This window comes from Humibacter ginsenosidimutans, from assembly GCF_007859675.1.
GTDB lineage: Bacteria > Actinomycetota > Actinomycetes > Actinomycetales > Microbacteriaceae > Humibacter > Humibacter ginsenosidimutans.
This window is the reverse complement of sequence record NZ_CP042305.1, coordinates 3,066,389-3,091,384: the sequence shown is the minus strand read 5'-3', so window position 1 is coordinate 3,091,384 and position 24,996 is coordinate 3,066,389. Positions and strand designations below refer to the sequence as shown.

The 24,996-nt window shown below is 68.5% G+C and carries 23 protein-coding genes and 1 tRNA gene; 6 read left to right on the top strand and 18 right to left on the bottom strand.

The features are described 5' to 3' along the window. Positions 1–32: 32 nt before the first annotated feature. The 5 genes from FPZ11_RS14235 to FPZ11_RS14215 all read right to left on the bottom strand — a co-directional run bounded on the left by FPZ11_RS14235 (position 33) and on the right by FPZ11_RS14215 (position 3,107). Positions 33–335: a hypothetical protein gene (locus tag FPZ11_RS14235; protein ID WP_146321797.1), complete on the bottom strand. Its 303-nt coding sequence runs from the start codon at positions 333–335 to the stop codon at positions 33–35. Beyond that, positions 332–817: a hypothetical protein gene (locus FPZ11_RS14230; protein WP_146321796.1), complete on the bottom strand. Its 486-nt coding sequence runs from the start codon at positions 815–817 to the stop codon at positions 332–334. Before FPZ11_RS14230 ends, FPZ11_RS14235 begins: the two co-directional genes overlap by 4 nt. Before the next feature lie 107 nt (positions 818–924). Further along, positions 925–1,009, bottom strand: a tRNA-Ser gene (locus tag FPZ11_RS14225). Between the two features lie 158 nt (positions 1,010–1,167). Continuing rightward, entirely contained in the window at positions 1,168–2,364 is a 1,197-nt protein-coding gene (locus FPZ11_RS14220; RefSeq protein ID WP_146321795.1) for an amidohydrolase, read from the bottom strand. Positions 2,365–2,447: 83 nt separating this feature from the next. Beyond that, a complete protein-coding gene (locus tag FPZ11_RS14215; RefSeq protein WP_146321794.1) occupies positions 2,448–3,107 on the bottom strand; it encodes a GntR family transcriptional regulator in 660 nt (219 codons plus the stop codon). A 115-nt stretch (positions 3,108–3,222) separates the two neighbouring features. Here FPZ11_RS14215 and FPZ11_RS14210 point away from each other — a divergent pair, with 115 nt between their 5' ends. Continuing rightward, positions 3,223–3,978, top strand: a complete 756-nt coding sequence (locus FPZ11_RS14210; protein WP_246846276.1) for an ankyrin repeat domain-containing protein — start codon at positions 3,223–3,225, stop codon at positions 3,976–3,978. Between the two features lie 73 nt (positions 3,979–4,051). Here the strand turns inward: FPZ11_RS14210 and FPZ11_RS14205 are convergent, their stop codons facing one another. The 3 genes from FPZ11_RS14205 to FPZ11_RS14195 form a co-directional block, all read right to left on the bottom strand. Beyond that, positions 4,052–5,161 (bottom strand): DNA glycosylase AlkZ-like family protein, encoded by a 1,110-nt coding sequence (locus FPZ11_RS14205; RefSeq protein WP_146321792.1) that lies wholly within the window; start codon positions 5,159–5,161, stop codon positions 4,052–4,054. A 71-nt stretch (positions 5,162–5,232) separates the two neighbouring features. Further along, the gene (locus tag FPZ11_RS14200; RefSeq protein ID WP_146321791.1) at positions 5,233–7,455 is read right to left on the bottom strand and encodes an LLM class flavin-dependent oxidoreductase; all 2,223 of its coding nucleotides are present in this window, start codon (positions 7,453–7,455) and stop codon (positions 5,233–5,235) included. 204 nt (positions 7,456–7,659) lie between these two features. Next, positions 7,660–8,286: a hypothetical protein gene (locus FPZ11_RS14195; protein ID WP_146321790.1), complete on the bottom strand. Its 627-nt coding sequence runs from the start codon at positions 8,284–8,286 to the stop codon at positions 7,660–7,662. 400 nt (positions 8,287–8,686) lie between these two features. Here FPZ11_RS14195 and FPZ11_RS14190 point away from each other — a divergent pair, with 400 nt between their 5' ends. Further along, the gene (locus FPZ11_RS14190; protein WP_146321789.1) at positions 8,687–9,781 is read left to right on the top strand and encodes a substrate-binding domain-containing protein; all 1,095 of its coding nucleotides are present in this window, start codon (positions 8,687–8,689) and stop codon (positions 9,779–9,781) included. Between the two features lie 125 nt (positions 9,782–9,906). On the opposite strand, the gene FPZ11_RS19330 is transcribed toward FPZ11_RS14190, so the two are convergent. The 4 genes from FPZ11_RS19330 to serS form a co-directional block, all read right to left on the bottom strand. Continuing rightward, positions 9,907–10,497, bottom strand: coding sequence for an LAVTG motif-containing sortase-dependent surface protein (locus tag FPZ11_RS19330; RefSeq protein ID WP_168203840.1), 591 nt, complete (start codon positions 10,495–10,497; stop codon positions 9,907–9,909). Positions 10,498–10,516: 19 nt separating this feature from the next. Further along, positions 10,517–12,913 (bottom strand): right-handed parallel beta-helix repeat-containing protein, encoded by a 2,397-nt coding sequence (locus FPZ11_RS14180; protein ID WP_146321787.1) that lies wholly within the window; start codon positions 12,911–12,913, stop codon positions 10,517–10,519. Positions 12,914–13,066: 153 nt separating this feature from the next. Continuing rightward, positions 13,067–13,942 carry an HAD family hydrolase gene (locus tag FPZ11_RS14175; RefSeq protein ID WP_246846275.1) on the bottom strand — a complete coding sequence of 292 codons (876 nt, stop codon included), beginning with the start codon at positions 13,940–13,942 and terminating at the stop codon, positions 13,067–13,069. Then, on the bottom strand, positions 13,939–15,207 hold the full coding sequence (serS, locus tag FPZ11_RS14170) for a serine--tRNA ligase (protein ID WP_146321786.1): 1,269 nt from the start codon (positions 15,205–15,207) through the stop codon (positions 13,939–13,941). The genes FPZ11_RS14175 and serS overlap by 4 nt, the downstream gene beginning before the upstream one ends. A gap of 234 nt (positions 15,208–15,441) precedes the next feature. Here serS and FPZ11_RS14165 point away from each other — a divergent pair, with 234 nt between their 5' ends. Both FPZ11_RS14165 and FPZ11_RS14160 read left to right on the top strand, forming a co-directional pair. Further along, entirely contained in the window at positions 15,442–16,323 is an 882-nt protein-coding gene (locus FPZ11_RS14165) for a S41 family peptidase (protein WP_168203839.1), read from the top strand. 127 nt (positions 16,324–16,450) lie between these two features. Continuing rightward, positions 16,451–17,503 (top strand): diacylglycerol/lipid kinase family protein, encoded by a 1,053-nt coding sequence (locus FPZ11_RS14160; RefSeq protein ID WP_246846274.1) that lies wholly within the window; start codon positions 16,451–16,453, stop codon positions 17,501–17,503. Between the two features lie 24 nt (positions 17,504–17,527). Here FPZ11_RS14160 and FPZ11_RS14155 read toward each other — a convergent pair whose 3' ends face one another. From FPZ11_RS14155 to pheA, 3 genes are all read right to left on the bottom strand, one after another. After that, entirely contained in the window at positions 17,528–18,085 is a 558-nt protein-coding gene (locus FPZ11_RS14155; RefSeq protein WP_146321784.1) for a DEAD/DEAH box helicase family protein, read from the bottom strand. Between the two features lie 96 nt (positions 18,086–18,181). Further along, on the bottom strand, positions 18,182–18,601 hold the full coding sequence (locus FPZ11_RS14150) for a GNAT family N-acetyltransferase (RefSeq protein WP_146321783.1): 420 nt from the start codon (positions 18,599–18,601) through the stop codon (positions 18,182–18,184). Between the two features lie 23 nt (positions 18,602–18,624). Next, positions 18,625–19,626, bottom strand: a complete 1,002-nt coding sequence (gene pheA, locus FPZ11_RS14145) for a prephenate dehydratase (RefSeq protein ID WP_146322909.1) — start codon at positions 19,624–19,626, stop codon at positions 18,625–18,627. A gap of 192 nt (positions 19,627–19,818) precedes the next feature. Here pheA and pgm point away from each other — a divergent pair, with 192 nt between their 5' ends. Continuing rightward, on the top strand, positions 19,819–21,438 hold the full coding sequence (pgm, locus tag FPZ11_RS14140; protein ID WP_146321782.1) for a phosphoglucomutase (alpha-D-glucose-1,6-bisphosphate-dependent): 1,620 nt from the start codon (positions 19,819–19,821) through the stop codon (positions 21,436–21,438). Positions 21,439–21,654: 216 nt separating this feature from the next. On the opposite strand, the gene FPZ11_RS14135 is transcribed toward pgm, so the two are convergent. Continuing rightward, positions 21,655–22,524: an alpha/beta fold hydrolase gene (locus tag FPZ11_RS14135; protein ID WP_146321781.1), complete on the bottom strand. Its 870-nt coding sequence runs from the start codon at positions 22,522–22,524 to the stop codon at positions 21,655–21,657. Between the two features lie 129 nt (positions 22,525–22,653). Between FPZ11_RS14135 and FPZ11_RS14130 the strand changes: the two genes are divergently transcribed. Next, the gene (locus FPZ11_RS14130; protein WP_168203838.1) at positions 22,654–23,127 is read left to right on the top strand and encodes a MarR family winged helix-turn-helix transcriptional regulator; all 474 of its coding nucleotides are present in this window, start codon (positions 22,654–22,656) and stop codon (positions 23,125–23,127) included. 136 nt (positions 23,128–23,263) lie between these two features. Here the strand turns inward: FPZ11_RS14130 and FPZ11_RS14125 are convergent, their stop codons facing one another. Together FPZ11_RS14125 and FPZ11_RS14120 are read right to left on the bottom strand one after the other, a co-directional pair. Next, positions 23,264–24,073, bottom strand: a complete 810-nt coding sequence (locus FPZ11_RS14125; protein ID WP_146321779.1) for an ABC transporter permease — start codon at positions 24,071–24,073, stop codon at positions 23,264–23,266. A 9-nt stretch (positions 24,074–24,082) separates the two neighbouring features. Then, entirely contained in the window at positions 24,083–24,925 is an 843-nt protein-coding gene (locus tag FPZ11_RS14120; protein ID WP_146321778.1) for an ABC transporter ATP-binding protein, read from the bottom strand. Positions 24,926–24,996 lie beyond the last annotated feature (71 nt).

Genomic DNA, 24,996 nt, shown 5'->3' with positions numbered 1-24,996 from the left:
GTGTCTCGGTGAAGTGAAGCCAACCGGGCCGATCATGCATGCGCGATCGCGGGAGCCCGCTGGACCAGGATGAGCGCGATCCCGGCGACGATCGCGACGAGACCCGCGATGATCAGCGTCCACGTGGTCGCGATGAATGGTGCGACCTGCTGCTTGCAGAGTGTGTCGACGTAGGCCGCTGAGAGGGAGAATCCGTCGGGCCCGGACGGACTGAACGCCGTCCCGCACGACTCCCCAATCTTCGTGACAGGCACGAAGCCGACGATCACGCCGGCGATGGCGACGATCACGCCTAGAGCGAGGATCGCGATGCCGAGGCGTTGACGGTTGCTCATGGCCGGATGGTATCGCCGACCGCTGACGCCGCCAATCGACGTGCGACCCCCAGACGGTGGGTCAGGCCTTCGTAGGCGCTCGGATCGGCGACTATCGCGAAGTAGCGTTCGATGATCTCTACCTCGAAGTCGTACCGCTTCAGCTTCCGCGCAATCACCGCGGCTTTCTCGGTCCAGCCTCTTGGTGGGTCCCCGTTGGGCCCGATCCGCAGCGACCGCTCGGCGCAGTCGACGCACTCCAGAGCGAGCTCGAGCGCTTCGACCAGACGGCCCTCTCGCTTCATCTGGTCGATGACGGGTGACCAGTAGAAGATCCACTCTCCACGTACGAGCTGCTGCTCGAGTTCCTCCGCGCGCCACGGGCTGTTCTGCGTGATGCTGGCGAACGATTCACGAACCTGCGCTTGGTGTGCATCCTCGCGCGCCGCGGTGCGCTCGGCTCGCGTCGTTCCGACGCGAAGGAGAGGCTCAATCTCAGCCACGTGCGCTCCGAGGAATGTGGGCAGAATGTGGGCAGATAGGTCATCTGCTCTCTCGCTGATGAGCCGTTCGCCCAGTGTTTTCTAGGCGAGTAGCCCATCATCCAGAGCGGAGGGCGTGGGATTCGAACCCACGAGACATTTCTGCCCACTGGTTTTCAAGACCAGCTCCATCGGCCGCTCGGACAGCCCTCCAGCCGCCGAGTCTACCGGCAAGCAATCCGTCGCCCGGGTGCACTCCTTCGCGGCCGACTCCACTCGAAAGGTCAGAAAATGCGGTCTCAACGACGATCTGACCGCACTTTCTGACTTCTCGAGCGGCTGGGCGCTGCGCGGACGCGGACGCGGACGCGCTATACCAGCACGTCGCCGTCGCGGGCGACGACGCGTCCGCCGGAGATGACGAGCGCGCGGCGCGGAACCCGCACGAGGGCATCCTGCACGTTCTCGGCGTCGACGAGCACGATGTCGGCAGGGGCGCCCACCTCGAGGTCGTGCACGGCACGGCCGACGTAGCCGGCGGCATCCTTCGTCGCGAGCTCCACGGCGTATCGCAAGTCGTCGTCGAAACGCAGACCGTGCACGCGCGCGAACTGCAGGGCGATGCGCAGCATGTCGCCATCGCCGAACGGCGACCAGAGGTCGCGGATGCCGTCGGTTCCGAGCCCGATGCGCACGCCGCGGTCGCGCATCCCCTTCCACGGCAGCGGCGCCGTGCGCACCGGCGCGACGGTCGACCACGAGATGCCCGCCTCGGCCAGTCCGTCGAGCAGCGCCTCCTGCCGCGGCCCGGCGATCTCGCCGAGCGCGAAGCCGTGCGACACGTTGACCTTGCCGATCAGCCCCGTGCGCAGCGTGCGGTCGATGATGAGCTCGATCTGGAAGACGCCGAGGTCACCGGCGTCGTGCAAGTGGATGTCGATGCCGACACCGTGCCGCTCCGCGATGTCGAACAGACCGTCGAGCTGCGCCACCGGGTCGCGGTCGATGCCGGCGGGGTCGAGTCCGCCGATGGCGGTGACGCCCGACGCGGCCGCCTTGTCGAGCAGCTCCATGACACCCGGGCGCCGGATCACACCGTCTTGCGGGAAGGCGACGATCTCGATCTTCACGGCGCCGCCGAGCATCCGCTCCGCCTCGCGTACCACCTCGATGCCGCGCAAGCCGATGCCCAGGTCGACGTCGACGTGGCTGCGCGCGGCCGTCGTGCCGTGCCGCAGATACTCGCGCAGCACAGCGAGTGTCGGGTCGACTCCGGGGATGCCCAGTCGGTCGCGCTCGGAACGTTCGTGAGCGATGCGGCCCTGCGTCGTCGCCTCGCCGCCGTAGGGCTGCCACGGCATTCCCCACCAGCTCTTGTCCACGTGCGCGTGCGTGTTCACGAAGCCGGGCAGCGCCAGCGAGCCGGCGCCGTCGATCAGCTCGGTGCCGTCGGCGGGCACGGCGGACGCGCCGTTCGCCTCGGCGATCTCCGCGATCACACCATCGTCGACTCGGATGTCCACGGCGGCGCCGCCCCACGGGCGCACATTGCTGAGCAGAAGCGTCATACGTGAATGGTATACCAAACGCGGGATGCTCGCTGCTGGTTCACACCGTCCGCGCTGACTCGAGCCCGTGCGACGGAGTCAGCTCAGCGACCCGCCTCGGCTTCGGCCGCATCCACTTCGGTCGCCAGCTCGTGCGACGTCTGGAGATGCCGCGCGACGAGATCGACGACCTTGTCGACATCTCGCGCCGCGATCGCGTCGTAGAGCGCTTCGTGCTCCTTCGCCACCCTGAGCAGATCAGCATGGCGTCCCATCAGCCAGCGCAGCCGGCTGCGCATGACCCGCTCGAGTTCGAGAAGCGTCTCATTGCCCGTGAGGTCGACGACCCGCTCGTGAAAGTCCGCGCCGGCACGGTGTGCTGCCACGACATCCCCGGCGTACGCGGCGGCGAGCTCAGCGTCGAGCGTGGTCCGCAACGCCGCCAAGCCCTCCCGAGTGTGTCGAGCCGCGGCCAATCGGAACGCGAGCATCTCGAGCGCCGAACGCACCTCCGACAGGTCGGCGAGGTCACTCGGCGTGAACCGCCGCACCACCGCCCACGAACGCACCCGCGGCGTGACGAGCCCTTCCGTGATGAGCGCCTTCAGCGCGTCGCGCACGGGCACCCTGCTCACGCCGAACTCCTCGGCGATCTCGCGCTCGACGAGCTTGCTCCCCGGAGGGCGGACGCCGTCGATGATCTCGTCGCGCAGCCGCGCCGTGACGCGCACCGCCTCGGGCTCGAACTGGGATGCCGCGCTCATCCGTTCATTCTTCCACCGGCTCTGAATCCCTCCGGGGAGACTCAGCCAATTTTGGTATACAGAAATGATGAGGCGATCGAGACATCCCAGCCCGCCGGGACGACGGCCGGTCCGCGTGACGGCAGCCCTGGTCGTGGTCGGCGCCGCCCTCACGATGACGGCGGGCTGCAGCGCCGTCGCAACCGACGACCTGCGAGGCACGTCGCCCAGCACACCCCGGCCGACTACAAGTCAGGAGCTTTCCATGCAGACGTTCGCTCCGCCGGCCGGCGCCTCCGCGGCGACCCGCGCGCTCTTCACGGCGGTGGAGGCATCCGACCTCGTCGGGATCAAGGATGCCATCGCCGACGGCGCCGACCTCGAGGCGCGCGGTCCGCTCGGACGCACGCCGCTGGTGGAGGCGACCAAGGCGAATCGATCAGACGTGGCGACGACGCTGCTCGAGGCCGGCGCCGACCCGAACGCCAAGGACGACATCCAGGACTCCGCGTTCCTCTATGCGGGCGCCGAGGGACTGGACGAGATCGTGCGGGCCACGCTCGCCCACGGCGCCGACGTGCGCAGCACCAATCGATACGGCGGCACGGCGCTCATCCCCGCGAGCGAGCACGCTCACGTGCCCACCGTGCGCATGCTCATCGCCGCGGGGGTCCCGGTCAACCACGTCAACAACCTGTCATGGACGGCGCTGCACGAAGCCATCGTGCTCGGCAACGGCGACGCCGAGCACGTGGAGGTCGTGCGGCTGCTCCTGAAAGCCGGCGCCGACCAGTCCATCGCCGACGGAGACGGCGTGCTCCCCCGCACGCTCGCCAGGCAACGTGGATTCAGCGAGATCGTCGACGAGCTGGACCGGGCCAACGAACGGTGAAGGTCTCTAGCGGGCTCGGCGGCGCGCAGAGTCCTCGGCGGGCCGTACGGCGGCCTCGGCTGATCATGCCAGCTCATCCCGCGGTGTCGCGCTGCACTCGCAGCCGCAGCATGAAGGCGAGGCTCTCGAGTTCGGCGGTGACGGCATCCTTCAGCTCGGCGTTCCACGGCTCGTCTTCGTAGATGCGGTTGACGCGCAGGATGCCATCCGGCGCGTTCGCGGTCGCATCCACCTTGCCGACGAGGCGGTCGCCGTGCAGCACGGGCAGCGCGTAGAACCCGAAACGCCGTTTCGGCTCGGGCGTGTAGATGCCGAGCTGGTAGTCGAACTCGAAGAGCTCGAGCATGCGCTTGCGGTCGAAGACGAGTCGGTCGAACGGCGAGAGCAAGGCGGTTCTGCCCTCGAAATCGCGGCCGAGCTGGGCCGGATCGACCCGCCACTGCCCACGAACGCCGTCGATGACGGCAGGCTCGCCGACGTCTCCGACGTCGTTCTGCTCGCCGGGCGTCTGCGTGGTGCGGGCTCTGGCCACACCGAGTGAGCGCAGCCGGCGCATGCGGCGTTCGTGCGAGGCATCCGGCTCGGGCACCACGGGGTCGTCGGGATAGAGCCGCTCGGCGAGGTCCCACTGCCGCTCGCGGCCGAGACGACCGGCCACGGCGACGTCGCCACGCAGCTCCATCAGCTCGAGCATCATGGCCACGTTGCGTCCGCTGTTCCAACCGCTCGACTTCCACGGCTCGACGCAGGTGTCGGGCAGGTCGCGCGAGATGGTGGGGCCCGCGTCTCGGAGCCTGGCGAGGATGTCGCGGCGGCACGCGTCGTTCGCCGCCACCCAGTCTGCCTGGTGACGGGCCCAGCCTGTGGCATCCTCGCCCGGCCACGCCTGCATCTCCGCTCGGTACAGGGCTGCGTCGTGCGCCGGCCGCATCATGCTGCGCATCTCCAGCAGCACGTGGGATGCCAGTGCCCGCTGCAGATCATCCGGCCGGAAGTACCTGCCCAGCCGACTCCACAGCACGAGGTCGGCGCTCGGCGCGACCGCGGCGGTCGGTTCGTACTGCACGAGTGTGAGGCGTCGCACGGTGTCGAGCAGATCCGTGGGCATGGAGGCGTCGAGCAGCTGGGAGCGCACCGCGATCTGCCGCGCCTCCTCGCGCGTGAGCCGGTGCACAGCCGTCATCCCGTCATGCTAGAAGCGACCGCCGACGCGCACCCCGCCCCGAAGGTTGAGGAGCACCGCGAAACGGCGCGTCAGCCGTTCACCGCGTCCTCGACGCCCACGTTGAAGTTGTCGCGGAAGACGGCGTTCGGGTCGTAGCGTCCCTTGATCTCACGCAGCCTCGCCAGGGTTGCGGGTGGGAACGCCTGCTCGACGAGCTCCGGTCCCTCGCGGGACTCGAAGCTGATGTAGAGCCCGTCGAAGTGTTCGGCGAGGTCCTTCCACAGCGTCTCGAAGCGGTCGCCCCGACCGATAGCGGTGATCGAGAAGTTGGCTGCTCGATGGGCGTAGGGCGTGGCATCCGACGGAACATCCGCCACGGCGCCGCCCACCGACCTGATCTGGAACCACGGCGTGGCGCCCGACTGCACCATCGCCGCGCCCGCGACCGCCACCTCCGCATCGAGATGCGCGACGAGCCCCGATCTGAAATGCGGCTCGCCCTGACCGTCGTGCATGGCATCCGACGCGTTCGCCATCACGTCGGCGTAGGGCGCGAGCTGCACCTGTTGCCCCGCCAGGGGGCCGATCGCGGCGAACGGCTGAAGACGCTCGATGATCGTGTCGGGATCGCTCGAATCGACGACGCCGTACAGCTGACCGATCACCTCACCGCGCTGTCTGGCGAGGATGAGAAAGAGGGTGGTGTCGCGAGGAGCGGCCTCCATCGCCTCGCCGAATCGCTGCAGAAAGGCGGCGGTGTCGGAGGCGTCGAACACGAGCTGCGTCCACCCGACATCGCCGACGGCATCCGTCTCGAACTCGAACGACGTGACGATGCCGACGTTGGCCCCTGCGCCACGCACGGCCCAGAACAGGTCGGCGTTCTCGTCGGCGGATGCTCGCACCACCGTTCCGTCCGCGAGCACGACGTCGGCGGCGACGACGTGATCGATGGTGAGACCGTGCTCGCGCGCGAGAAAGCCGATGCCGCCGGCCGTCGCGAGGCCGCCGACTCCCACCCCGCCGTAGTCGCCGCTGGAGAGCGCCCAGCCGTGCGGCTCGAGGGCGCGTGCGACGTCCATCCAGCGGGCGCCGGGCCCCACTCGCACACGACGGGTCGCCTCGTCGAGCACCCCGATCTCGTTCAAAGCGGCCAGGTCGATGACGATGCCGCCGTCGTTGGTGCTGCGACCGCTCAGCCCGTGCCCGCCGCTGCGGATGCCGAGCGGCACGTTCGGAGTGCGGCGGGCGAAGGCGACGGCGTCCGCCACTTCGTCGACCGTGCGCGGGCGCAGCACGAGACCAGGGGAACCCGCGCGCGCGTACGTCGACTTCACCGTTCGATAGGCGAAATCGCCGGGCTCGACCGCCAGCTCGCGCAGCGACTCGGGAATCTCGTCGTACGCGATCTCGGGGCTCCGTTTGGCGAGAGCGGCTGCGCTGCGACCTGAGCCGACCTGAGTTCCCCGACGCGCACGTTCGGCGTCGACGGCCTCGCGCACGGCGGGCACGACCTCCTCGGCGAAATGCTGCATCGTGTAGGCGTCGTCGCCGGCCAGGATGAACGTGCTCACCCCGTCGTCGAGCGCGAACGCGACGAGCTGCTCGGCCTCGAGGTCCCCGCCGATGTTGAGCATGCGACGCACCTCGTCGGGGCGCCTGCCGGCATCCGCTGCCGCGTCGTCGATGCGCGCATTGCCGGCCTGCAGGTCACCCGGTTGCAGGTAGCCCAGCGACGGGAGCCACCCGTCGGCTTTGCGGCCGGTGAGGCGCAGCATCCTCGGCTTGAGCGCCCCGACCCAGACAGGAATGTCATGCGCCGGCGCCGGCCCTCGCTTGGCGCCGTTCACCGGGTAGTACTCGCCGCCGGTGAAGCGCTCGCGGTTGCCGGCATCCCACGTGCCGCGGATCACGTCGATCGCCTCGTCGAGCTGGTCGACGGCCTGGCCAGGCGTGAGCCTGCGTCCGCCCATCGCGGCGATCGGATCCCAGAACCCGCCCGCGCCGAGGCCGAGGTCGAACCGCCCGTTCGAGAGAAGGTCGAGGGATGCCGCCGCCCGTGCGATCACCGGAGCCGGCCGCAGCGGCAGGTTGAGAACGTTCGGCGCGATGTGGATGCTCGTGGTCGCCGCCGCCACGTACGACATGAGCGTCCACGTGTCGAGGAACGCAGGCTGGTACGGGTGGTCCTGGAAGGTGACGAGGTCGAACCCGAGCTGTTCGCTCAGCTGCGCGAGCTGCACCGGCTGCTGCGGCCGGCCGTTCACGGGGGTGACGAAGGTTCCGAACCGAAGCGGGTGGCCGTAATCCATCCCGTCAGGCTATGCCGCGTGTCGCGGGGCTACGGATCACCGCCGTGTGAGGAGCACGCCGAAGGCGCGCGGTCCCCACCGCCGGGTGAGGAGCACGCCGACGGCGCGCGTCTCGAAACCACGCTGCGGATGGGCCAGGGTTTCGGGGTGCGCACGGCTGCGCCGCGCGCTCCTCAACTCGCGGCGGCACGTCGAGCAGCCGGCCTACCAGTCGTCGGCCGGGGCTGAGACGATGGGCACGTCGACTCCGTGCCAGATGGAGCCGTAGCCGTAGTGGCTGCCGGCCCACGGCGAGTCGATGATCGCCTGCACGCTCACCGAGACCGGAGAGTTCGCCGCGAACGCCTGCGCGATGCCGGAGAAGAGATCCCGGTGCAACTGCTGCGCCACGTAGCTCGCCGCGATGGTGAGGTTGTGGTAGCTGCCGAAGCCGGCGCCGCCGCCGGAGCCGAGCCCGTTGTTGAGCGGATTGTTGCGCAGCCACCAGGAGTTCGGATCGTTCTCCGAATCCATCCACTGCAGCATCACCGTGAGGTTGTTCGGCGTCACCGGAAAGCCGCCGTCTTGCAGCACGAGGGCCGCCCAGTCGATGTTGGTCGTGCCACCGACGGTGATCGCGGGGCTGCCGTCTGGCCGGGTGAATCCCGCCGAGTCGAACTTGGTCTGCTCGAGCGACTGCTGCGACACCGCACCCGAGACGTGCAGCGACTGGGTGTGCGCGATCAGCTCGTCTGCATAGACCGCGCCGGTCGGCGTGGTCGACGCGTTGGCGGGGATCGCGACCATCGCGCTTCCCGCGAGGAAGAGGGACGCCGCGGCCGCCGCGGTCACGCGCCCCGGCGAGCGCCACCGCTTGGGTGTCGCTCGGTGCGACGCACCCGCATGTCGCTCGTCAGAGCGCCGCGAGGCGCCCAGCCGAGCCGATTCCGCCCTCGCCGCGCGTCGCGAGCCAGGGGCTGCGGCGGCGTGCCGCGCCTCGCGCGCCGCGCGTCGGGTTGGGTAGGCAGTCATAGGCTCATGGGCTGTCGTGGGGGCACAGAATGCGCCCGAACGTCGGGTCGTTCGCCGCGCTCGGAGCGAGGCGTTCAAGGTGAGAGGATAACACCCCCATACGGGAGCCACGTCGGCGACGGCACCATGTGAAGGCCGTCTTCCCGAGTGGGCAGCTCAACCGCCCGTACAATTAATGGGCTCATGTTCGGGTGACGAACGCGGCTGAACGGGAACACAGATGCTCCTCGAGAACGAACGCCACGACGCCATTCTCGACGCCCTGAACTCACGATCCTCGGTCCGGACCGAGGACCTCGCCACGACCCTCGGCGTCTCCGGCATGACCGTCCGCCGCGATCTTCGCCTCTTGGAGGAACGTGGTCTGCTGCGCCGCGTGCACGGTGGAGCGATCCCCGTCAAGCAACAGGTCGTCGAGCAGCGTCCGGGTGCAGGCGCGCGTCCGCGGGCGACGATCGGCATGGTGACACCGAGCGGCGAGTACTACTACGCAGCGGTGATCGCCGGAGCGAAACGGGCCGCGCGCGATCTCGGATGCCGCCTCGTGCTGGGGGTCTCCGACTACACAGAGGCCGTCGAGCTGCACCAGGTGCGCCGCCTGCTCGACCTGGGCGTCGACGGGATGCTCGTGACCCCGAGCCGCGAGTTCACCGAGAGCGTCGAGCTGCACAAGACTCTGATGCGAGCCCGGGTGCCGGTCGTCATCGTGGAACGTGATCTCGGCGAAGAGCCCGAACAGGGTCCGCTCGAGTCTGTTCGCAGTGATCATGCGTACGGCGCACGCCTCGCCGTACGCCATCTCGCGGAGCTCGGGCACGACTCCATCGGGCTCGCCATGCGGGACACCCCTACGGCGCCGTGGGTGAGAGACGGCTTCCGTCGCGCACTGTCCGAGTTCACGATCGATCCCGCCCGTTGCTTCGAGCACGAGATCACACGCAATCCCGACAGCGATTCACCGAGGCGGGACAACCTCGAACGGCTCCTGTCCCGCTGCATCGACACCGACACGCACGCCCTCCTCGTGCTCACCGACGTGGACGCCATCGGCCTTCTCGACCTCGCAGCGGAACGCGGAATACGGGTGCCGGATGACTTGTCGGTCGTGGCGTATGACGACGAGGTCGCCTCTCTTGCGAGCGTCCCCCTGACGGCAGTGGCTCCGGCGAAGCACGATCTCGGGCACCTCGCGTTCTCGATGTGCTTCGAACGCGTGGGAGCGGAATCGAGCCTCGGCGCGTCACGTGGCCGCATCCATCTTCTGCCTGCGCTCAACGTGCGTGAGTCGACGGCCGCGGCACGTCCTGGTGCGTAGCGCGCGGTACGTCGGGCCGCGCTCGGCTCGTCGCTTGGCCACCGATTCGCGGTCCCTGGGCGCGTTCGCGACGACGAGGGCGAACGCCGTCACGGCATCCGCCCTCGTGCGCCGACCCGGGAGGATCAGGCCTTGCGTCGACGACGCCTTGCCGCAAGCATGCCAGCACCCGACAGGAGTGCCAGTGCCGCGAGGCTCGCGCCGACGGTGATGTCACTTCCGGTGGAGGCAAGCGAGCTGTCATCGGATGCCGCGCCGTGCGAACCCGCCGAGGACCCACCTCCCGTGGAACCGCCCGATCCTGTCGACCCGCCGCTCGTGCCTCCGTCACCTCCGTCGCCGGGTTCCGATGGTGCCGCGACGACGTCGAACGTCGACTGCATCACCGCACCGGAGTCTGCGCCGGTCAGCGTCACCTCGTGGCTGCCGAGCTCGAAGTCGGCCGGCACGGTCCAGGTGAGGGATGCCTTTCCCGCCGTCGCGTTCGTCGCACCGAGGTCGATCGGATCGGAATGCACCGTTCCTGTGACCCGCTCGGAGTCGTAGAAGCCCTCGGCCGAGAACGTCACCTTGTCACCGGGGTGCACCTTCGGCTCGCTGACCGTGACGGGGCCGTCGGGCGTCGGTTCGGCTGCCGCGCCCCCGATGCCCATGGCGAGCACCAGCATCCCTGGTGTCTTGCCGTCGGAGTATGCCGGAAGGGCGGGCAACGTCACGAACGCAACCGTCTTCGTGTCATCGAGCGGCACCGTGCTTTCGAAGAGCGAGAACTTTCCCGTTCCCTTGCCCGTTGGCGTGTTGCGATACGACATCGTGGCGAAGATGGAGCTCCCCGTCGCGAGGTTGTTGTAGTAGTAGTCGCCCGTTGCAAGGGTGAACGAACTCGTGGTTCCGTCGGTGTAGGTGACCGACCCCTTGCCAGACACCGCAGTGGGGTACGCGTTCACACCGATCGTGACGAAGCCCAGCGAATCCCCCTGGCCGTCGACCGCGATGCTCTGCCCGCCGGCCCATACGGCATTCTTCTCGCCAGGGGTGAATTCCGGCCAGGTGTACGTGACCTTGCCGCCCTGAACCGTCGCGCCCGATTGGATGCCCTTCTCCTTCAGCATCTCGTTCGCTGACAGGCTGCTCTCGCTGAGCGCAAGGTCGCCCGTGTAGGGGTTCGCGCCGTCGGCGGTGATCGCCACGTCGTTGAAGGCCGACTCGATGTCGGGATACAGCGACGTCACCGTAGCCGTCGTCGACGCGGTGCCGAGCACCGTTCCGCCGGCGGACGCCGACACCGTCAGCTGCGCGGATCCCGTCTGCACCGTCGCCGGAGGGGGAGACCTTCCAGCTCAGTTCCACACTGGCGCCAGGAGCGACACCGTCGGGAACGATCGCGTGCGCGGCCACGACCCGCCAGCCCGCCGGGGCCGCGAGCGATGCGGTCAGGCCGGCCGTGGGCTTCGCGCCCCACCACGTCAGGTTCGCCTTCACGATCGTCGACGTGCCAGAGACGACCGACACGGCGGGGAGCCGAATCGTTGCCGGGTCGGCCGTGACGATGCCAGGCCCCTGATACGCGCCGATGTTGACTGCGCCATCCGGAACAGAGGTGCCGAAGTAGTCGAGCCCCCCGTTGTCGCTGACCGCGGCTCCTGCGCCGAGGGCCGGCGATCCGGCGCGCAGCTTCACGCCTGCCAGGTCGTCCATGCCCGTCGGCACATGCGCTTCATCGACGAATCCGGGGTCGGCGTCCGATCCACCGGGATTGGTGCTTCCGTCGGCGTTCGCCGGCACACCCGTCACGCCGATCAGCACGTTGTGGTCGAACTCGAGCCCGGCGCCGCGCACCTGCGTGGACATCGCGGCACCGCGGTTCACGACGATGTTGTTGTGCCAGCTCACGCCTCGCCTGGTGCTGTTGTCGTCTTGCAGAAAGTACGTGGGCGTGACGGTGTCGTCGATGATGGTGTTGTTGTAGATCTGAGTCTGGTCGATGTCGCCGGGGCAGAGCTGGAAGAGCCTGCTGCCTCTGCCATCGTTGATGCTGACGTTGTATCGCATGATGGTGCCGTACGTCTTGGCGCCGGAATACGGACAGACCAGAAGCAGACCGCCGACGTTGTCGTGACTGTAGTTGTACTGGAAGATGGTGCGCTGCGAGCCGCCGTCCGCATCGAACGACATGCCGTCGCCCGCGCTGCCTCCACCCGACACGTCGTTGTATTGAACGACGGTGTCGTCGGAGTTGAACGGCCAGATGCCCGCGTTGTTGGCACTCGAGCGCAGCTGGAACCCGTTGAGCACGTTGTGCTCGATGACGGCACCTTGCGTCGTGTCGATCTTGATGCCGTCGCCGGCGATGCTGGTGAGCGTATTGCCCGAGATCACGACGCCTGTGCTCGGTGTCCACGGTCCGAGGCCGCTGGTGTCCTGGGTGCCGACTTCCGGGCGCTTGTTCCAGGTCGACTTGGTGTAGATGCCTTCACGCCCAGAGTGCGTGATCGTGTTGTCAAGGATCTGAAGTCCGTCGATCCACGTCGGCGTAGCCGAGCCGTCGATGCCCACCTGGATGGCGGCGGACCCGTTCACTCCCTTGTTGTCATCTCCCATCACGTCGTGGATGTTCAGCCGCTGAAGCACAAATCCGCTCGCCTTGCCGAAGTCCTTGAGGTGGATGCGGATTCCCGTGCGCTCGGTTCCGGGATTCGCCGCGTTCGTGAGGTCGAGGTCCTGCACGGTGATGTTGTCGATGTTGTCGAGCAGCACGGCGTCATGAGCGCCGTTGCCGTCGATCTTCGGGGCTGCGCCGTCGCCGTAGGCCCCGATCACGACGGGTGCGCCGCTCGAGCCCGACCCGTTCGGAGTCAGCGTGCCGACGCAGGTCGAACCACGCGCGAAGAGCACGGAGTCGCCGGCGTGCAAAGCCACGAGGTTCACCGCCTGAAGCGACGCGAATGGATGTGCCGAGCTTCCGTCGGCGCCGGTCGCGCTCGCACCGCAGTCGACGTGGTAGGTCGTTCCGGCCGGAGCCGCAACGGCCGGCAGCGCCGCGGTCGCGGCGGCGAGCGGTATCGCGGCCCCTACACCGATGATCAGGCGGAGCCCTCCGCGCAGGCGATGCCTTCGCAATTGCCGTTCCACTCGTTCCTCCTCGAATGCGTGATGCGCTGCAATCCTCGAGGGAAAGCGCCTTCCAGCCAAGGAGCTGAACACATTCGCACACTCGACCGGCGTCGGCCGGGCGAAGCGGCGTCGAGAAACCGCGGCAGCGGCAGCGAGGCGCGACAGGTGGGCTCAGCGTGCAGGCGAGGCGACCGAAAGCAGCACGGATGCCAGCCCGTCGTCGTCGACGTCGCCCGTCACTTCCCCTGCTGCGGCTTTCACCTCGTCGGGAGCCTGTCCCATCGCGACGGCACGCCCGCCTCCCGAGCCCGCGTACTCGAACATCTCGATGTCGTTGCGGCCGTCACCGACCACCAGCAGCGCCTCGCGCTCGAATCCGAGCAGCTCGCGCATCCTGGCGACGCCGCTGCCCTTGCTGACGCCCTCCGGCGAGATGTCCAGCCACGCCGCCCAGCCCACCGCGTACGTCACCTTGTGCAGACCCATCTGCTCGACGATGTCGAGAAACTCCTCGGCGTCGTGCGACGGCGAGACCACGACCACACGGCTCGCGGGCTCGAGCCCGAGCTCCTCGAACGGCACGGGCTGCGCCGGTCCGAGCTGCCACCCCGACGAGTCCATGCCCACGGTGTGCAGGCGGGTGCCGTCGGCGAGCTCGACCATGTATCCGCCCTCGGGCAGGAAGGGTCGCACCATCTGAAGCACCGGCCGCGCGTCGAATGTCTCCACGTAGGCGCGGCGGTATCCGTCGCCGTCGCGCTGCATGATCACTGCGCCGTTCGAGCACACGACGTACTCGGGGTGGAGCCCGAAGAGCGCGAGCACGTCGCGAGCCGTCTCCCAGCTGCGACCCGTCGCGAGGGTGACCTCGTGACCGGCGTCGACGGCGTGGGCCACGGCATCCTTCACTGCGTCGGAGGCGCTGCCGTCTTCATGCAGCAGTGTGCCGTCGACGTCGAGCGCGACGAGCAGGCGGCCGGATGCCAGGGCCTCCGCCGCAGACTCCGTCGCGTTCGACTCCCCTGCCGAGGGCTGCCCCGCGCTCACGCCGCGACCGGCCGCAACACCTCGAGTCCGCCCAGGTACGGCTGCAGCGCCGTCGGCACGGCCACCGTTCCGTCGGCCTGCTGGTGCGTCTCGAGCAACGCCACCAGCCAGCGGGTGGTGGCGAGCGTGCCGTTCAGCGTCGCGACCGGCGTGGTCTTGCCGCTCTCGGTGCGATAGCGCGTCTGCAACCTGCGCGCCTGGAACGTCGTGCAGTTGGAGGTGGACGTCAGCTCGCGATACTTGCCCTGCGTCGGCACCCAGGCCTCGATGTCGTACTTGCGGGCGGCGCTGGATCCGAGGTCGCCCGCCGCGGTGTCGATCACGCGGTAGGCGAGGCCGAGGGACTGCAGCATCTGTTCCTGCAGCGCGACGAGGCGCAGGTGCTCTGCCTCGGCGTCCTCCGGCACCGTGTAGACGAACATCTCGAGCTTGTTGAACTGGTGCACGCGGATGATGCCGCGGGTGTCTTTGCCGCCGCTGCCGGCCTCGCGGCGGAAGCAGGTCGACCAGCCGGCGTAGCGCAGCGCGCCATCGTCGAGATCGAGGATCTCGTCGGAGTGATACCCGGCGAGCGCCACCTCGCTCGTGCCCGTGAGATAGAGGTCGTCGGTGCCGAGGCGGTACACCTCGTCGGCGTGGGCGCCGAGGAAGCCGGTGCCCTGCATGATCTCCGGCTTCACGAGCGTCGGTGTGATCATCGGCGTGAAGCCGTTGGCGAGCGCGGTGTCGAGCGCGTAATTCATCAGCGCGATCTCGAGGCGGGCGCCGACCCCCTTCAAGAAGTAGAAGCGCGCGCCGCTCACCTTGGCGCCACGCGCCATGTCGATGGCGTCGAGCTTCTCGCCGAGTTCGAGGTGGTCGCGGGGCTCGAAGTCGAACGTCGGAATCGGGCCGACTTCGCGCAGGGTGACGAAGTCATCCTCACCACCGGCGGGAACGCCGTCGACGATCACGTTGCCGATGCGCCGCACCGCGGCGTCGAACCGCTCTTCGGCGTCGGACGCCGCGGCCTGCGCCGCCTTCACCTGCGCCGCGAGCTGCTGCGCCTGCGCGACGAGCTCCTTCTTCTCCTCTTTCGGCGCGGATGCCACGCGCTTGCCGAACGCGTTCTGCTCGGCTCGCAGAGACTCGAACTCGGTGATCGCCGCACGACGTTCGGCATCGGCACTCAGCGCATCGTCGACCGTGTCGGGAGACTCGCCCCTCGCCTCTTGCGAACGCCTGATGAGGTCGGGATTCTCGCGCAGAAGTACGGGATCGATCACCGAACAAGTCTAGAGGCGATTGAGGGGCGGCCAGCGGGAGCTCGCTCACGCTGGCCGCCCCGATTGAGCCTCTGAGCGGCGCAGCCGCGATATGGGCGACCGAGCTGAGAGCAGGGCGAGCTTGCTCGCTCGGCCGTCCCGATGGAGACCATGAGCGGCGCAGCCGCGATAGAGGCGACCGCCCCCACTCGCCCCCGCTTGACACCCACCCCGCCATTCCCAACACTGGCGATCGTGGAGACACTCGACGAATCGCATGAAGACACCACCCTCATCGCCCGAATCCAGGAGTTGGTGCGCGAGAACTACGTCTTCCCCGAGGTCGCCGAGCGAATCGCGGGTGCACTCGACGATGTCGCATTCGACGAGTCGGACGAGCCGTCGACGGCCGCCGTTCTCACCGAGCGCCTTCAGTCGGTCAACGGGGACGGCCACCTGCGGGTGCGGCACTTTCCCGATGGCGTTCCGCCCCGCGAGGATCCGCACGCGTTCCTCCTCGATCTCATGCGCGACCACGGGCCCGGCGTCAGCGAGGTGCGCAGGCTCGAGGGCAATGTCGGACTGATGACGATCGGACCTGTCATCCTGCCCGGCGAATACCTCGCCCCCGTGGTGTCGGCCGCGTTCACCCTGCTGCAAGGAGTCACGCGGCTGATCATCGATCTGAGAGGATGCCTCGGCGGTGTCCCCGAGTCAGTCGCGATGATCGTCAGTCACCTCACCGGCGACGAGCCGGTGCATCTGCAAGACCTTGTGGCGCGCGATGGCACGGTGAGCCAGTCGTGGACCACGACCTACCTGGCGCCGAAGCTCGCCGCGGATGTTCCGGTCTTCGTGCTCACCAGCTCTCGCACGTTCAGCGGTGGAGAAGAGCTGGCATACGACCTGCAGGCCATCGGACGCGCCACCCTCGTCGGCGAGACCACCGGCGGTGGTGCGCACCCGCGTGAGGACTTCGATCTCACCGGGCATCTTCAGCTGCACGTGCCGACCGCCCAGTCGATCAATGCCGTGACCGGAACGAACTGGGAGGGCGTCGGCGTCATCCCCGATCTCCCATGCGCCGCAGACGACGCTCTGATCCGCGCGCTCGGGGCCGGCCCGCTCGGGTCGTGACGTGCTCGAAATCGGAACTCCAAACCGACACGCCGAACGCGGGATGCGACTCGCCGACCACGTGCGCATGACTCCGATATTCGGCACGGACTCCGTGGAGGAGCGCGCCGACGGCTAGCGTTGACGCGTGAGCGAATCGGCCGCACCGACCTCGAACACGATGCCGGGCGCCTCCTCGTCGGCGTCGCCGCGGCTCGTGGCCGTCATCTACAACCCCACCAAGGGTGACGTGAAAGAGCTGCGCGCGGCGGTGGAGATGGGGCTCGCGGAGGCTCGGGCATCCCTGCCGAACGGGACGTCCGGCTGGGAGGGCGTGCTCTGGCTGGAGACCACCGTCGACGACGCAGGGCAGGGGCTTTCGCGGCGCGCGATCGACGCGGGCGCCGGGCTCGCGATCGTGGCGGGCGGCGACGGGACGGTGCGCGCCGCGGCGCACGGCCTGCGTGGAAGCGGCGTGCCGCTGGGCATCGTGCCGCTCGGAACCGGCAACCTGCTGGCGCGCAACCTGGGGCTGCCTTTGACGGATGTGCGGGCATCCGTTCGCGTGGCCATGCACGGCGACGACGCGAAGGTCGACGTCGGCGTGGCCGAACTGACCAGGGAGAACGGGGCATCCAGCGATCACGTCTTTCTCGTGATGGCCGGCATCGGCATCGACGCCGCGATGATCGCCAAGACCAACCCGCAGCTCAAGAAGCGCGTCGGCTGGCTCGCCTACGTCGACGGCGGGTTGCGGTCGCTCGGCACGAAGCGGCTGCACATCCACTACCAGTTGCCCGGCCATCAGAAGCACTCCGCCCACGTCAGCACCATCCTGGCCGGCAACTGCGGCGTGCTGCCGGGCGCCATCGAGCTCATGCCGGACGCCGCCCTCGATGACGGCGAACTCGACATCGCGCTGCTGCAGCCGCGCACCGTCTTCGGCTGGCTCTGGATCTGGCGCAAGGTCACCTGGGAGAACCACGTGCTGCGTCGCACATCGTTCGGGCGCAAGATCATCCGCTTCACGGGCTCCGACAAGGCCCGCATGCTCACCTACCTGCGCGGGGCATCCGTGCAGATCGAGGTCGAGGGCGAGGAGCCGGTCGAGCTCGACGGCGACGGCTTCGGCAACGTGGTCGGCGCACACTTCTGGGCGGATGCCGGCGCTCTCGTCGTGCGCGTGCCGCCCGGCTCCTGAGGCGCCCGCCGCGCCGCGCGCTCGTCACCCGTCGTGACGGAGCATGCCCGCCGCCTCCTCCAGCGCGGCCAGCCGTTCGGCCGGATCGCCCGTGATCTCGCACACCGCGAGGCGGTCGCCGATCAGGTCGGGATCGTCGATGAGCTCCAACAGCACGTCGTTCATCGCGCTGCGCAGTTCGAGCTGCTCGTCGTCGCCGACGTGGATGGGCCGACCGGGGGTCAGCGGAAGCACCGCCAGCAGGTCGACTCGGCCCAGGGCATCCGCCGTCAGCGCCATCGCCCGCTCGACGAGGTCGCCGTCGGCAGTCGTGCCGCTCAGCTCCGCCATCGCGAGGATGTATGCGAGAAAGTCGATCGGCCCGCGCTCGGCGATGAGCGACTCGCCCTCGTCATCGCTTCCGAGTCGTTGCGCGGCAACGCGGAGCTGCGCCATGAACATCGCCGCGCTCGGCGTATCCCAGCTGTCGTCGATGAGCTCGAACGGATCGGGCAGCACCGCGAACTCGGGATGCCGCATTGCGAAGTCCGCGATCAGCGTGCTCTTGCCGCTGGCGTGCGTTCCCGACACCACGATGCGCATGGGGAGAGGGTAGTCGTGGGCCGTGGGTGCGTGCGCGCGTGACCGACCGCGACGGCGAGTGTCGCTCCGCACCGCACGGGAACGAGGCGACGGGCCTCAGCTGCCGGCGCGAGCCATCCACATCGACGGGTTCTCGAGCGGTGCGAACCCGAACTTCGCGTACAGACCGTGCGCGTCGCCCGTGGCCAGGGCGATGCGCTTGAGGCCGAGCGGCTCGAGGTCGGAGATCACGCCGCCGATCAAGCCGACGCCGATCCCGTTGCCGCGCTGCGACGGATCGACGAACACGTCGCAGAGCCAGGCGAAGGTCACACCGTCGGTCACGACGCGGGCGTAGGCGACCTGTGTGCCGGTCTGCGTGTCGAACACCCCGTAGTTGCGCGAGCCGTCGATCGCAGCGTCCTGCTTGGCACGGTCTCGGCCAGCAGCCCAGTACGACTCCTCGCTCAGCCAGCGATGCACGAGCTCGCGGTCGATGTCGTCGGTGCGGGAGGAGAAGCGGTAGCGGGCATCCATCGCCCCAGGGTAGGGGGTCGCGATCAGCCCTGCGGCTCGCCGCCGATCAGACCGCGCAGCCAGTCTCGGGCCTCGATGAACACGTCATCGTCGTAACGGTGGTCGTACTCCACCGGCTGGTGGTCGGCACGCGGGTACGAGCCCAAGAAGTTGATGTGCGGGCTGAAGCGGAAGAGGCCGAGCAGGGCATCAGCCACCCGCTCGTCGGTCACGTGACCGTCGGCGTCGATGACGAAGCGATACCTGCCGAACTCGTCGCCGATGGGTCGCGACTCGATGAGGCTGAGGTTGACGCCGCGCGTGGAGAACTGCTCGAGCATCTCGACGAGCGTGCCGGAGCGGTCGGACGGCAGCTCGACGATCAGCGTCGTCTTGTCGGCGCCGGTCGGCTTCGGGATGTCCGTGGTGCGGCTCACGAGCGCGAACCGCGTGACCGCGTTCGGGTTGTCGATGATGTTCTCGGCGAGCACGACCACGTCGTGGTGGGCGACGATCGTGGGCGGCGCGATCGCGGCGTCGGCCAGGGCGGCCGGCCGGCCCGAGGCATCCGTCTCCAGCAGCGAGGTCGCCGCCGTGACGTTGCTCGACGCGGGCACGTAGTCGTGCGCAGGCAGATGCTCGCCGAGCCACGCCTTGCACTGCGCATAGGCCACGGGATGCGCCGTCACGGTCTTGACATCGGCGAGCGCGACCCCCGGCCTGGCCACGAGCACGAACCCGACGGGCACGAGATATTCGCCGATGATGCGCAGCCCTGGCATGGTCGCGAGCGCATCCTGCGTCGCGGAGACTCCGCCCTCGATCGAGTTCTCGATCGCGATCATGGCCGCGACGCTGCGCCCGGAGACGACGTCGTCGAGCGCCTCCCCCACGTTGTTCACGGCACGCCACGGCTTGCCTTGCGCCTGCGGCACCTGTGCGAGCGCCGCCTCGGTGAAGGTGCCGGCCGGGCCCAGAAAGCTGTAGGTCTCCGCGTGATCATCGCCGACCGGGTCGCCTGGGTTCTGGGTACGGGCATCCGACATGCCGAAAAGCCTATCTGCGGCAGGTGCCGTCGGAGCTGCGATGGGCATCTGATGCACCCGTGCAGGAGATAAGGCCACTCGAGCAGATATCCGCATCGACGCGCGACATATCCTGCATCGAGCATCCTGCATCGCGCAGCTGTCCCGGTTCTCGGGGCAGACGCGGCCCCGGCCCGGTGCAAGACTCTTCGCATGAGCGATCGCGCGGGCACCCCAGCCACTCCCGAAGACCTGATCGATGTCGAGGCGCTCGTGCGCGCGTACTACGAGAAGCATCCGGATGCGTCGGTGCCGGAGCAGCGCGTCGTGTTCGGCACCAGCGGCCACCGCGGCAGCGCCTTCGACACGGCGTTCAACGACGACCACATCGCGGCCATCACCCAGGCCATCGTCGAGTACCGACGAGGACAGGGCACGACGGGTCCCCTGTTCATCGGCGCCGACACGCACGCGCTGAGCGAACCGGCCCAGACCACGGCGCTCGAGGTGCTCGTGGCGAACGGCATCGACGTGCTCGTCGACGAATACGACGACTTCGTGCCGACCCCGGCCGTGAGCCACGCGATCATCAAGTACAACAAGGAGCACCCTGGCGAGCCCCAGGCCGACGGCATCGTCGTGACCCCGAGTCACAACCCGCCGCGCGACGGCGGCTTCAAGTACAACCCGCCGCATGGCGGCCCCGCCGACTCCGACGCGACCAGCTGGATCGCGAACCGCGCCAACGACCTCATCGCGAACGGCCTGCGCGAGGTGAACCGAGCCGAGCCGAGCGGTGTCGCCACCTACGACTTCCGGGGCAACTACGTCGACGACCTCAAGCACATCATCGACGTGGATGCCATCCGTCGGGCCGGCATCCGCATCGGCGCCGACCCGCTCGGCGGCGCCAGCGCGCACTACTGGGCGCTCATCGGCGAGACGTACGGCCTCGACCTCACGGTTGTGAACCCGCTCATCGATCCGCAGTGGGGCTTCATGACGCTGGACTGGGACGGCAAGATCCGCATGGATCCGTCGAGCCCGTCGGCCATGGCATCCGTGCTGAAGCACAAAGACGATTTCGCCGTCCTCACCGGCAACGACGCCGATGCCGACCGACACGGCATCGTCACGCCCGACGGCGGCCTGATGAACCCGAACCACTACCTGGCCGTCGCCATCGACTACCTCTATGCGCATCGCCCCGACTGGCGGGCGGATGCCGCCGTGGGCAAGACTCTCGTCTCGTCGTCGGTCATCGACCGGGTCGCCGACTCACTGGGACGCCGCCTCTGGGAGGTGCCGGTCGGCTTCAAGTGGTTCGTGCCGGGACTGGTCGACGGATCGGTCGCGTTTGGGGGCGAGGAGAGCGCCGGCGCGTCGTTCCTGCGGCTCGACGGCACGGCGTGGACGACCGACAAAGACGGGATCCTGCTCGCCCTGCTCGCCAGCGAGATCACGGCCGTCACAGGCAAGAGCCCCTCTCAGCTGTACCGCGGCCTGACCGAGCGCTTCGGCGACCCGGTGTACCAGCGGGTGGATGCCGCGGCATCCAAAGAGCAGAAGGCCAAGCTCGGCAAGCTCGACGGCGACGCCATCACGGCCGACGAGCTCGCGGGCGAGAAGATCACGGCCAAGCTGTCGAAGGCGCCTGGCAACGACGCAGCGATCGGCGGGCTCAAGGTCGTCACCGAGAACGCATGGTTCGCGGCACGCCCGAGCGGCACCGAAGACGTCTACAAGATCTACGCGGAGTCGTTCCTCGGCGAGGACCACCTGCGCCAGGTGCAGTCCGAGGCGAAGTCGATCGTCGACGCCGCGATCGCGTAGCGGCCCACCGTCCGAGCCCACCCCGGTCCCAGATACACCGGCCCGAACCCCACTCCGCCCGCATCCGCTCCGCCCGCACCTTCCGAAAACAGGCAGGGTCGCGCTCTCCGCACGAAAACAGACCAGATCTGCCTGTTGTCGCGCGGTCTGCTTGTTTTCGTCGACCGTTCCAGGGAAGGAAGAGGACGGCGCGTCCCGCCACTGGTTTCGACGGGCTCAACCTGCGGCGGCCGCGAGGTGCGCGAGCACCAGCTCGCCCACGGCATCCGGATTCTCGTCCAGCACGAAGTGCCCGCCGCGAACGGTGCGCACGCTCAGCACGTTCTCCCTGGAGCGCGGCGGCTTCATCAACCAGGCCGGAATGTACCGGTCGTTGTCGGCGGCCACGAGCAGCGTCGGGGTGGTGAACGACCGTGATCGGTCTCGGCGCAGGACCAGCCGCGGAATGTCCCGTGCGATGAACGCGGCGTGCATCTTCTGACCTGCCTCGGATGCCGCGGGCACCGCGGCCACGTCGGCATACGCATCGATGAGCTCGCGGGACCAGACGGACGGCTCGCGGGCATCCCGCGCGAGGAACCAGGCGATCGTGCTTCGCCGCTTCTGCACCGCCACGCCCAGCCCCGGCATTTCGAACAGCGCCGTCACCCACATGCGCCACGTGCTCGGCACGAGTCTGCGCTGGAGCGGCCACGGGTGCAGCTCGCCGATCGAGACGAGCCGACCCACCCGCTCCGGCGCATCCAGCGCCAACCGGAAGCCGAGCCACGCGCCCCAGTCGTGGCCGATCACATCGACCGTGCCCAGGCCGAGCTCGTCGAGCAGCGCGATGAGCGCGCGGGTGCGGGAATCCGTCGAGTAACCGATGCGCGACGGTGCGCTCCAGCCGAAGCCCGGCAGATCGACCGCGATCACCCTGTGTTCGGCGGCCAGCGACGGCACGAGGTGCCGCCACGCGTACCAGTGCTGGGGAAACCCATGCAGCAGGATGACCGGCGGCGCGTCCTCCGCGCCGGCCTCGGCGAGGTGCATGGCCGACCCGAGCACCTCGACCATGCGATGCCTCACGCCTGCGACCTCTGGCATCGGCGGACGCCCGGGGACGGACACCGGGACGGCGGCGGGTGCGGAATCCGGACTTGCGGCCGATGCCGGCCGGCCCCCGGATGCCGTCTCGCCCCGGAGTTGCGACTCTTGCTCGATATAGTCAGGCACATGACCACATTGCCCACCGCTGTCGAATCAGTCAAGGGCCTGACGAAATTCTCCCCTCGGCATAAACCGCTCGGGGACCTCATGCGCGAGGCCCAGCGCACCCTCGTGCTGCATCTGGAGCGCACGCTTCGCGAGCACGGATATGACGACGTCGGCGTGCCGCACGTGTCGCTGCTGTCGCTCGTCGAACCGCATGGATCGAGGCTCGCGGTTCTCACCCAGTGCGGCGGGCGCACGAAGCAGGCATCCGCCGAGCTCGCCGCCCACCTCGTCAAGCGCGGCTATCTGAGCCTGGCACCCGACCCGACCGACGGTCGCGCGAAGCTCTACCGGCTGACGCCATCCGGCGAGCGGCTCTTGAACACCGGGGTGGCCATCGTCGTCGACTACGAGAAGTGGCTGGACGGGGTGCTCGGCACCGGTGGTGTCGACCGCCTGCGCACCGCCCTGGACACGATCATCGCCCACCGCTGACATCGCCCACCGCTGACGCTGGCTGCAGCACATCCGAAAACAGACAGAATCGCGCTCTCCGCACGAAAACAGGCGAGATCCGCCTGTTGTGGCGCGATCTGCCTGTTTTCGTGCGGAGCGGCCGGGGCGCGACTGTTCAGCTGATCTTCTTGCGATAGATCACCTGCGCGGCGACGTACGCCACGACCAGAATCCCCACCATCCACGCCAGCGCCACCCCGATGTCGCTGCCCACGGGCTGTCCGGTGAACAGGTCGCGAATGGTGTTCACGATCGGCGTCACCGGCTGGTACTCCGCGAACCAGGCGACAGGCCCCGGCATGGATGCCGTCGGCACGAAGGCCGAGCTGATGAACGGCAAGAAGATGAGCGGGTACGAGAACGCACTCGCGCCATCCACGCTCTTGGCGGTCAGGCCCGGGATGACGGCGATCCATGTGAGCGCGAGGGTGAAGAGCAGCAGGATGCCCGCCACGGCCAGCCAGTCGAGCACGCTCGCCCCCGTGCGGAAGCCCATCAGCAACGCGACGCCCACCACGACGACCATCGACACCACGTTCGCGATCATCGACGTGAGCACATGGGCCCACAGCACCGACGACCGCGCGATCGGCATGGACTGGAAGCGTTCGAAGATGCCGCCCTGCATGTCGAGGAACAGCCGGAACGCCGTGTACGAGATGCCCGACGCCACGGTGATGAGCAGGATGCCGGGCAGCAGGTAGTTCACGTACGAGATGTCCGTGCCGGTGTTGATGGCGCCGCCGAGCACGTAGACGAACAGCAACAGGAACCCGATCGGCATGATGCAGGTCGTGATGATGGTGTCGAGGCTGCGGGTGATGTGCTTGACGGTGCGGCCGGTGAGCACCGCGGTGTCGCCGAAGAAGTGCGTCCCGCTCGACGCCCGCGATGCGGCGGGCGGCTGAGTCGTTGTCGTTGTCATGGTCCTCGCCTACTTCTCGTTCGCGCAGGCGGTCGCGCCGGCCTTGTCGGAATCGCCAGTGGTGTCGGCGTCCGCCGACTCGCCGCCGTTGTCGCCGACGATCGCGAAGAACACGTCCTCGAGACTCGGCTGCTTCTCGACGTATTCGACCTTCGCCGGCGGCAGCAGCGCCTTGAGCTCCGCCAGGGTGCCGTTCACGATGATGCGGCCCTTGTGGAGGATGGCGATGCGGTCGGCCAGCTGCTCGGCCTCGTCGAGGTATTGGGTGGTGAGCAGCACGGTGGTGCCGCCTGCTGCCAGCTGCTTGACGGCATCCCAGACCTCGATGCGCGCCTCGGGGTCGAGGCCGGTTGTGGGCTCGTCGAGGAAGATCACCGGCGGATTGCCGATGAGGCTCATCGCGATGTCGAGCCGACGACGCATTCCGCCCGAGTAGGTGGCGACCTTGCGGCTGCCCGCCTCGGTGAGAGAGAACCGCGCGAGAAGGGCGTCGGCGACGCCTCCTGGGCTCTTCACGTGCCGCAGCTGGGCGATGAGCACGAGGTTCTCGCGCCCGGTGAGAATGTCGTCCACGGCCGCGAACTGCCCGGTCAGGCTGATCGACTGCCGCACGTCGGCGCCCTGCTTGAACACGTCGAAACCGGTCACCGTCGCCGCCCCGCCGTCGGCATGCAGCAGTGAGGTGAGGATGCGGATGGCCGTCGTCTTGCCCGCCCCGTTGGAGCCGAGCAGGGCGAAGATGCTGCCGGATGCGACGTCGAAGTCGACGCCCTTCAGCACCTCGAGCTTTCCGTAGGACTTCGTCAGGCCCTGCACGTGGATGGCAGGTGCCCGCACTGCGGTGGTCGTCATGGTGGTTTCCGTTCTCTCGTTCGTTGATTGCGTTCGCGGTGACGTTCGTCGACGTCGTGCTCATGGATGCC

Coding starts and splice junctions, on each gene's coding strand:
- FPZ11_RS14235 (WP_146321797.1), bottom strand. CDS start 335: ATGAGCAACCGTCAACGCCTCGGCATCGCGATCCTCGCTCTAGGCGTG.
- FPZ11_RS14220 (WP_146321795.1), bottom strand. CDS start 2,364: ATGACGCTTCTGCTCAGCAATGTGCGCCCGTGGGGCGGCGCCGCCGTG.
- FPZ11_RS14215 (WP_146321794.1), bottom strand. CDS start 3,107: ATGAGCGCGGCATCCCAGTTCGAGCCCGAGGCGGTGCGCGTCACGGCG.
- FPZ11_RS14205 (WP_146321792.1), bottom strand. CDS start 5,161: ATGACGGCTGTGCACCGGCTCACGCGCGAGGAGGCGCGGCAGATCGCG.
- FPZ11_RS14200 (WP_146321791.1), bottom strand. CDS start 7,455: ATGGATTACGGCCACCCGCTTCGGTTCGGAACCTTCGTCACCCCCGTG.
- FPZ11_RS14190 (WP_146321789.1), top strand. CDS start 8,687: ATGCTCCTCGAGAACGAACGCCACGACGCCATTCTCGACGCCCTGAAC.
- FPZ11_RS14155 (WP_146321784.1), bottom strand. CDS start 18,085: ATGCGCATCGTGGTGTCGGGAACGCACGCCAGCGGCAAGAGCACGCTG.
- FPZ11_RS14150 (WP_146321783.1), bottom strand. CDS start 18,601: ATGGATGCCCGCTACCGCTTCTCCTCCCGCACCGACGACATCGACCGC.
- pheA (WP_146322909.1), bottom strand. CDS start 19,626: ATGTCGGATGCCCGTACCCAGAACCCAGGCGACCCGGTCGGCGATGAT.
- pgm (WP_146321782.1), top strand. CDS start 19,819: ATGAGCGATCGCGCGGGCACCCCAGCCACTCCCGAAGACCTGATCGAT.
- FPZ11_RS14135 (WP_146321781.1), bottom strand. CDS start 22,524: ATGCCAGAGGTCGCAGGCGTGAGGCATCGCATGGTCGAGGTGCTCGGG.
- FPZ11_RS14130 (WP_168203838.1), top strand. CDS start 22,654: ATGACCACATTGCCCACCGCTGTCGAATCAGTCAAGGGCCTGACGAAA.
- FPZ11_RS14125 (WP_146321779.1), bottom strand. CDS start 24,073: ATGACAACGACAACGACTCAGCCGCCCGCCGCATCGCGGGCGTCGAGC.
- FPZ11_RS14120 (WP_146321778.1), bottom strand. CDS start 24,925: ATGACGACCACCGCAGTGCGGGCACCTGCCATCCACGTGCAGGGCCTG.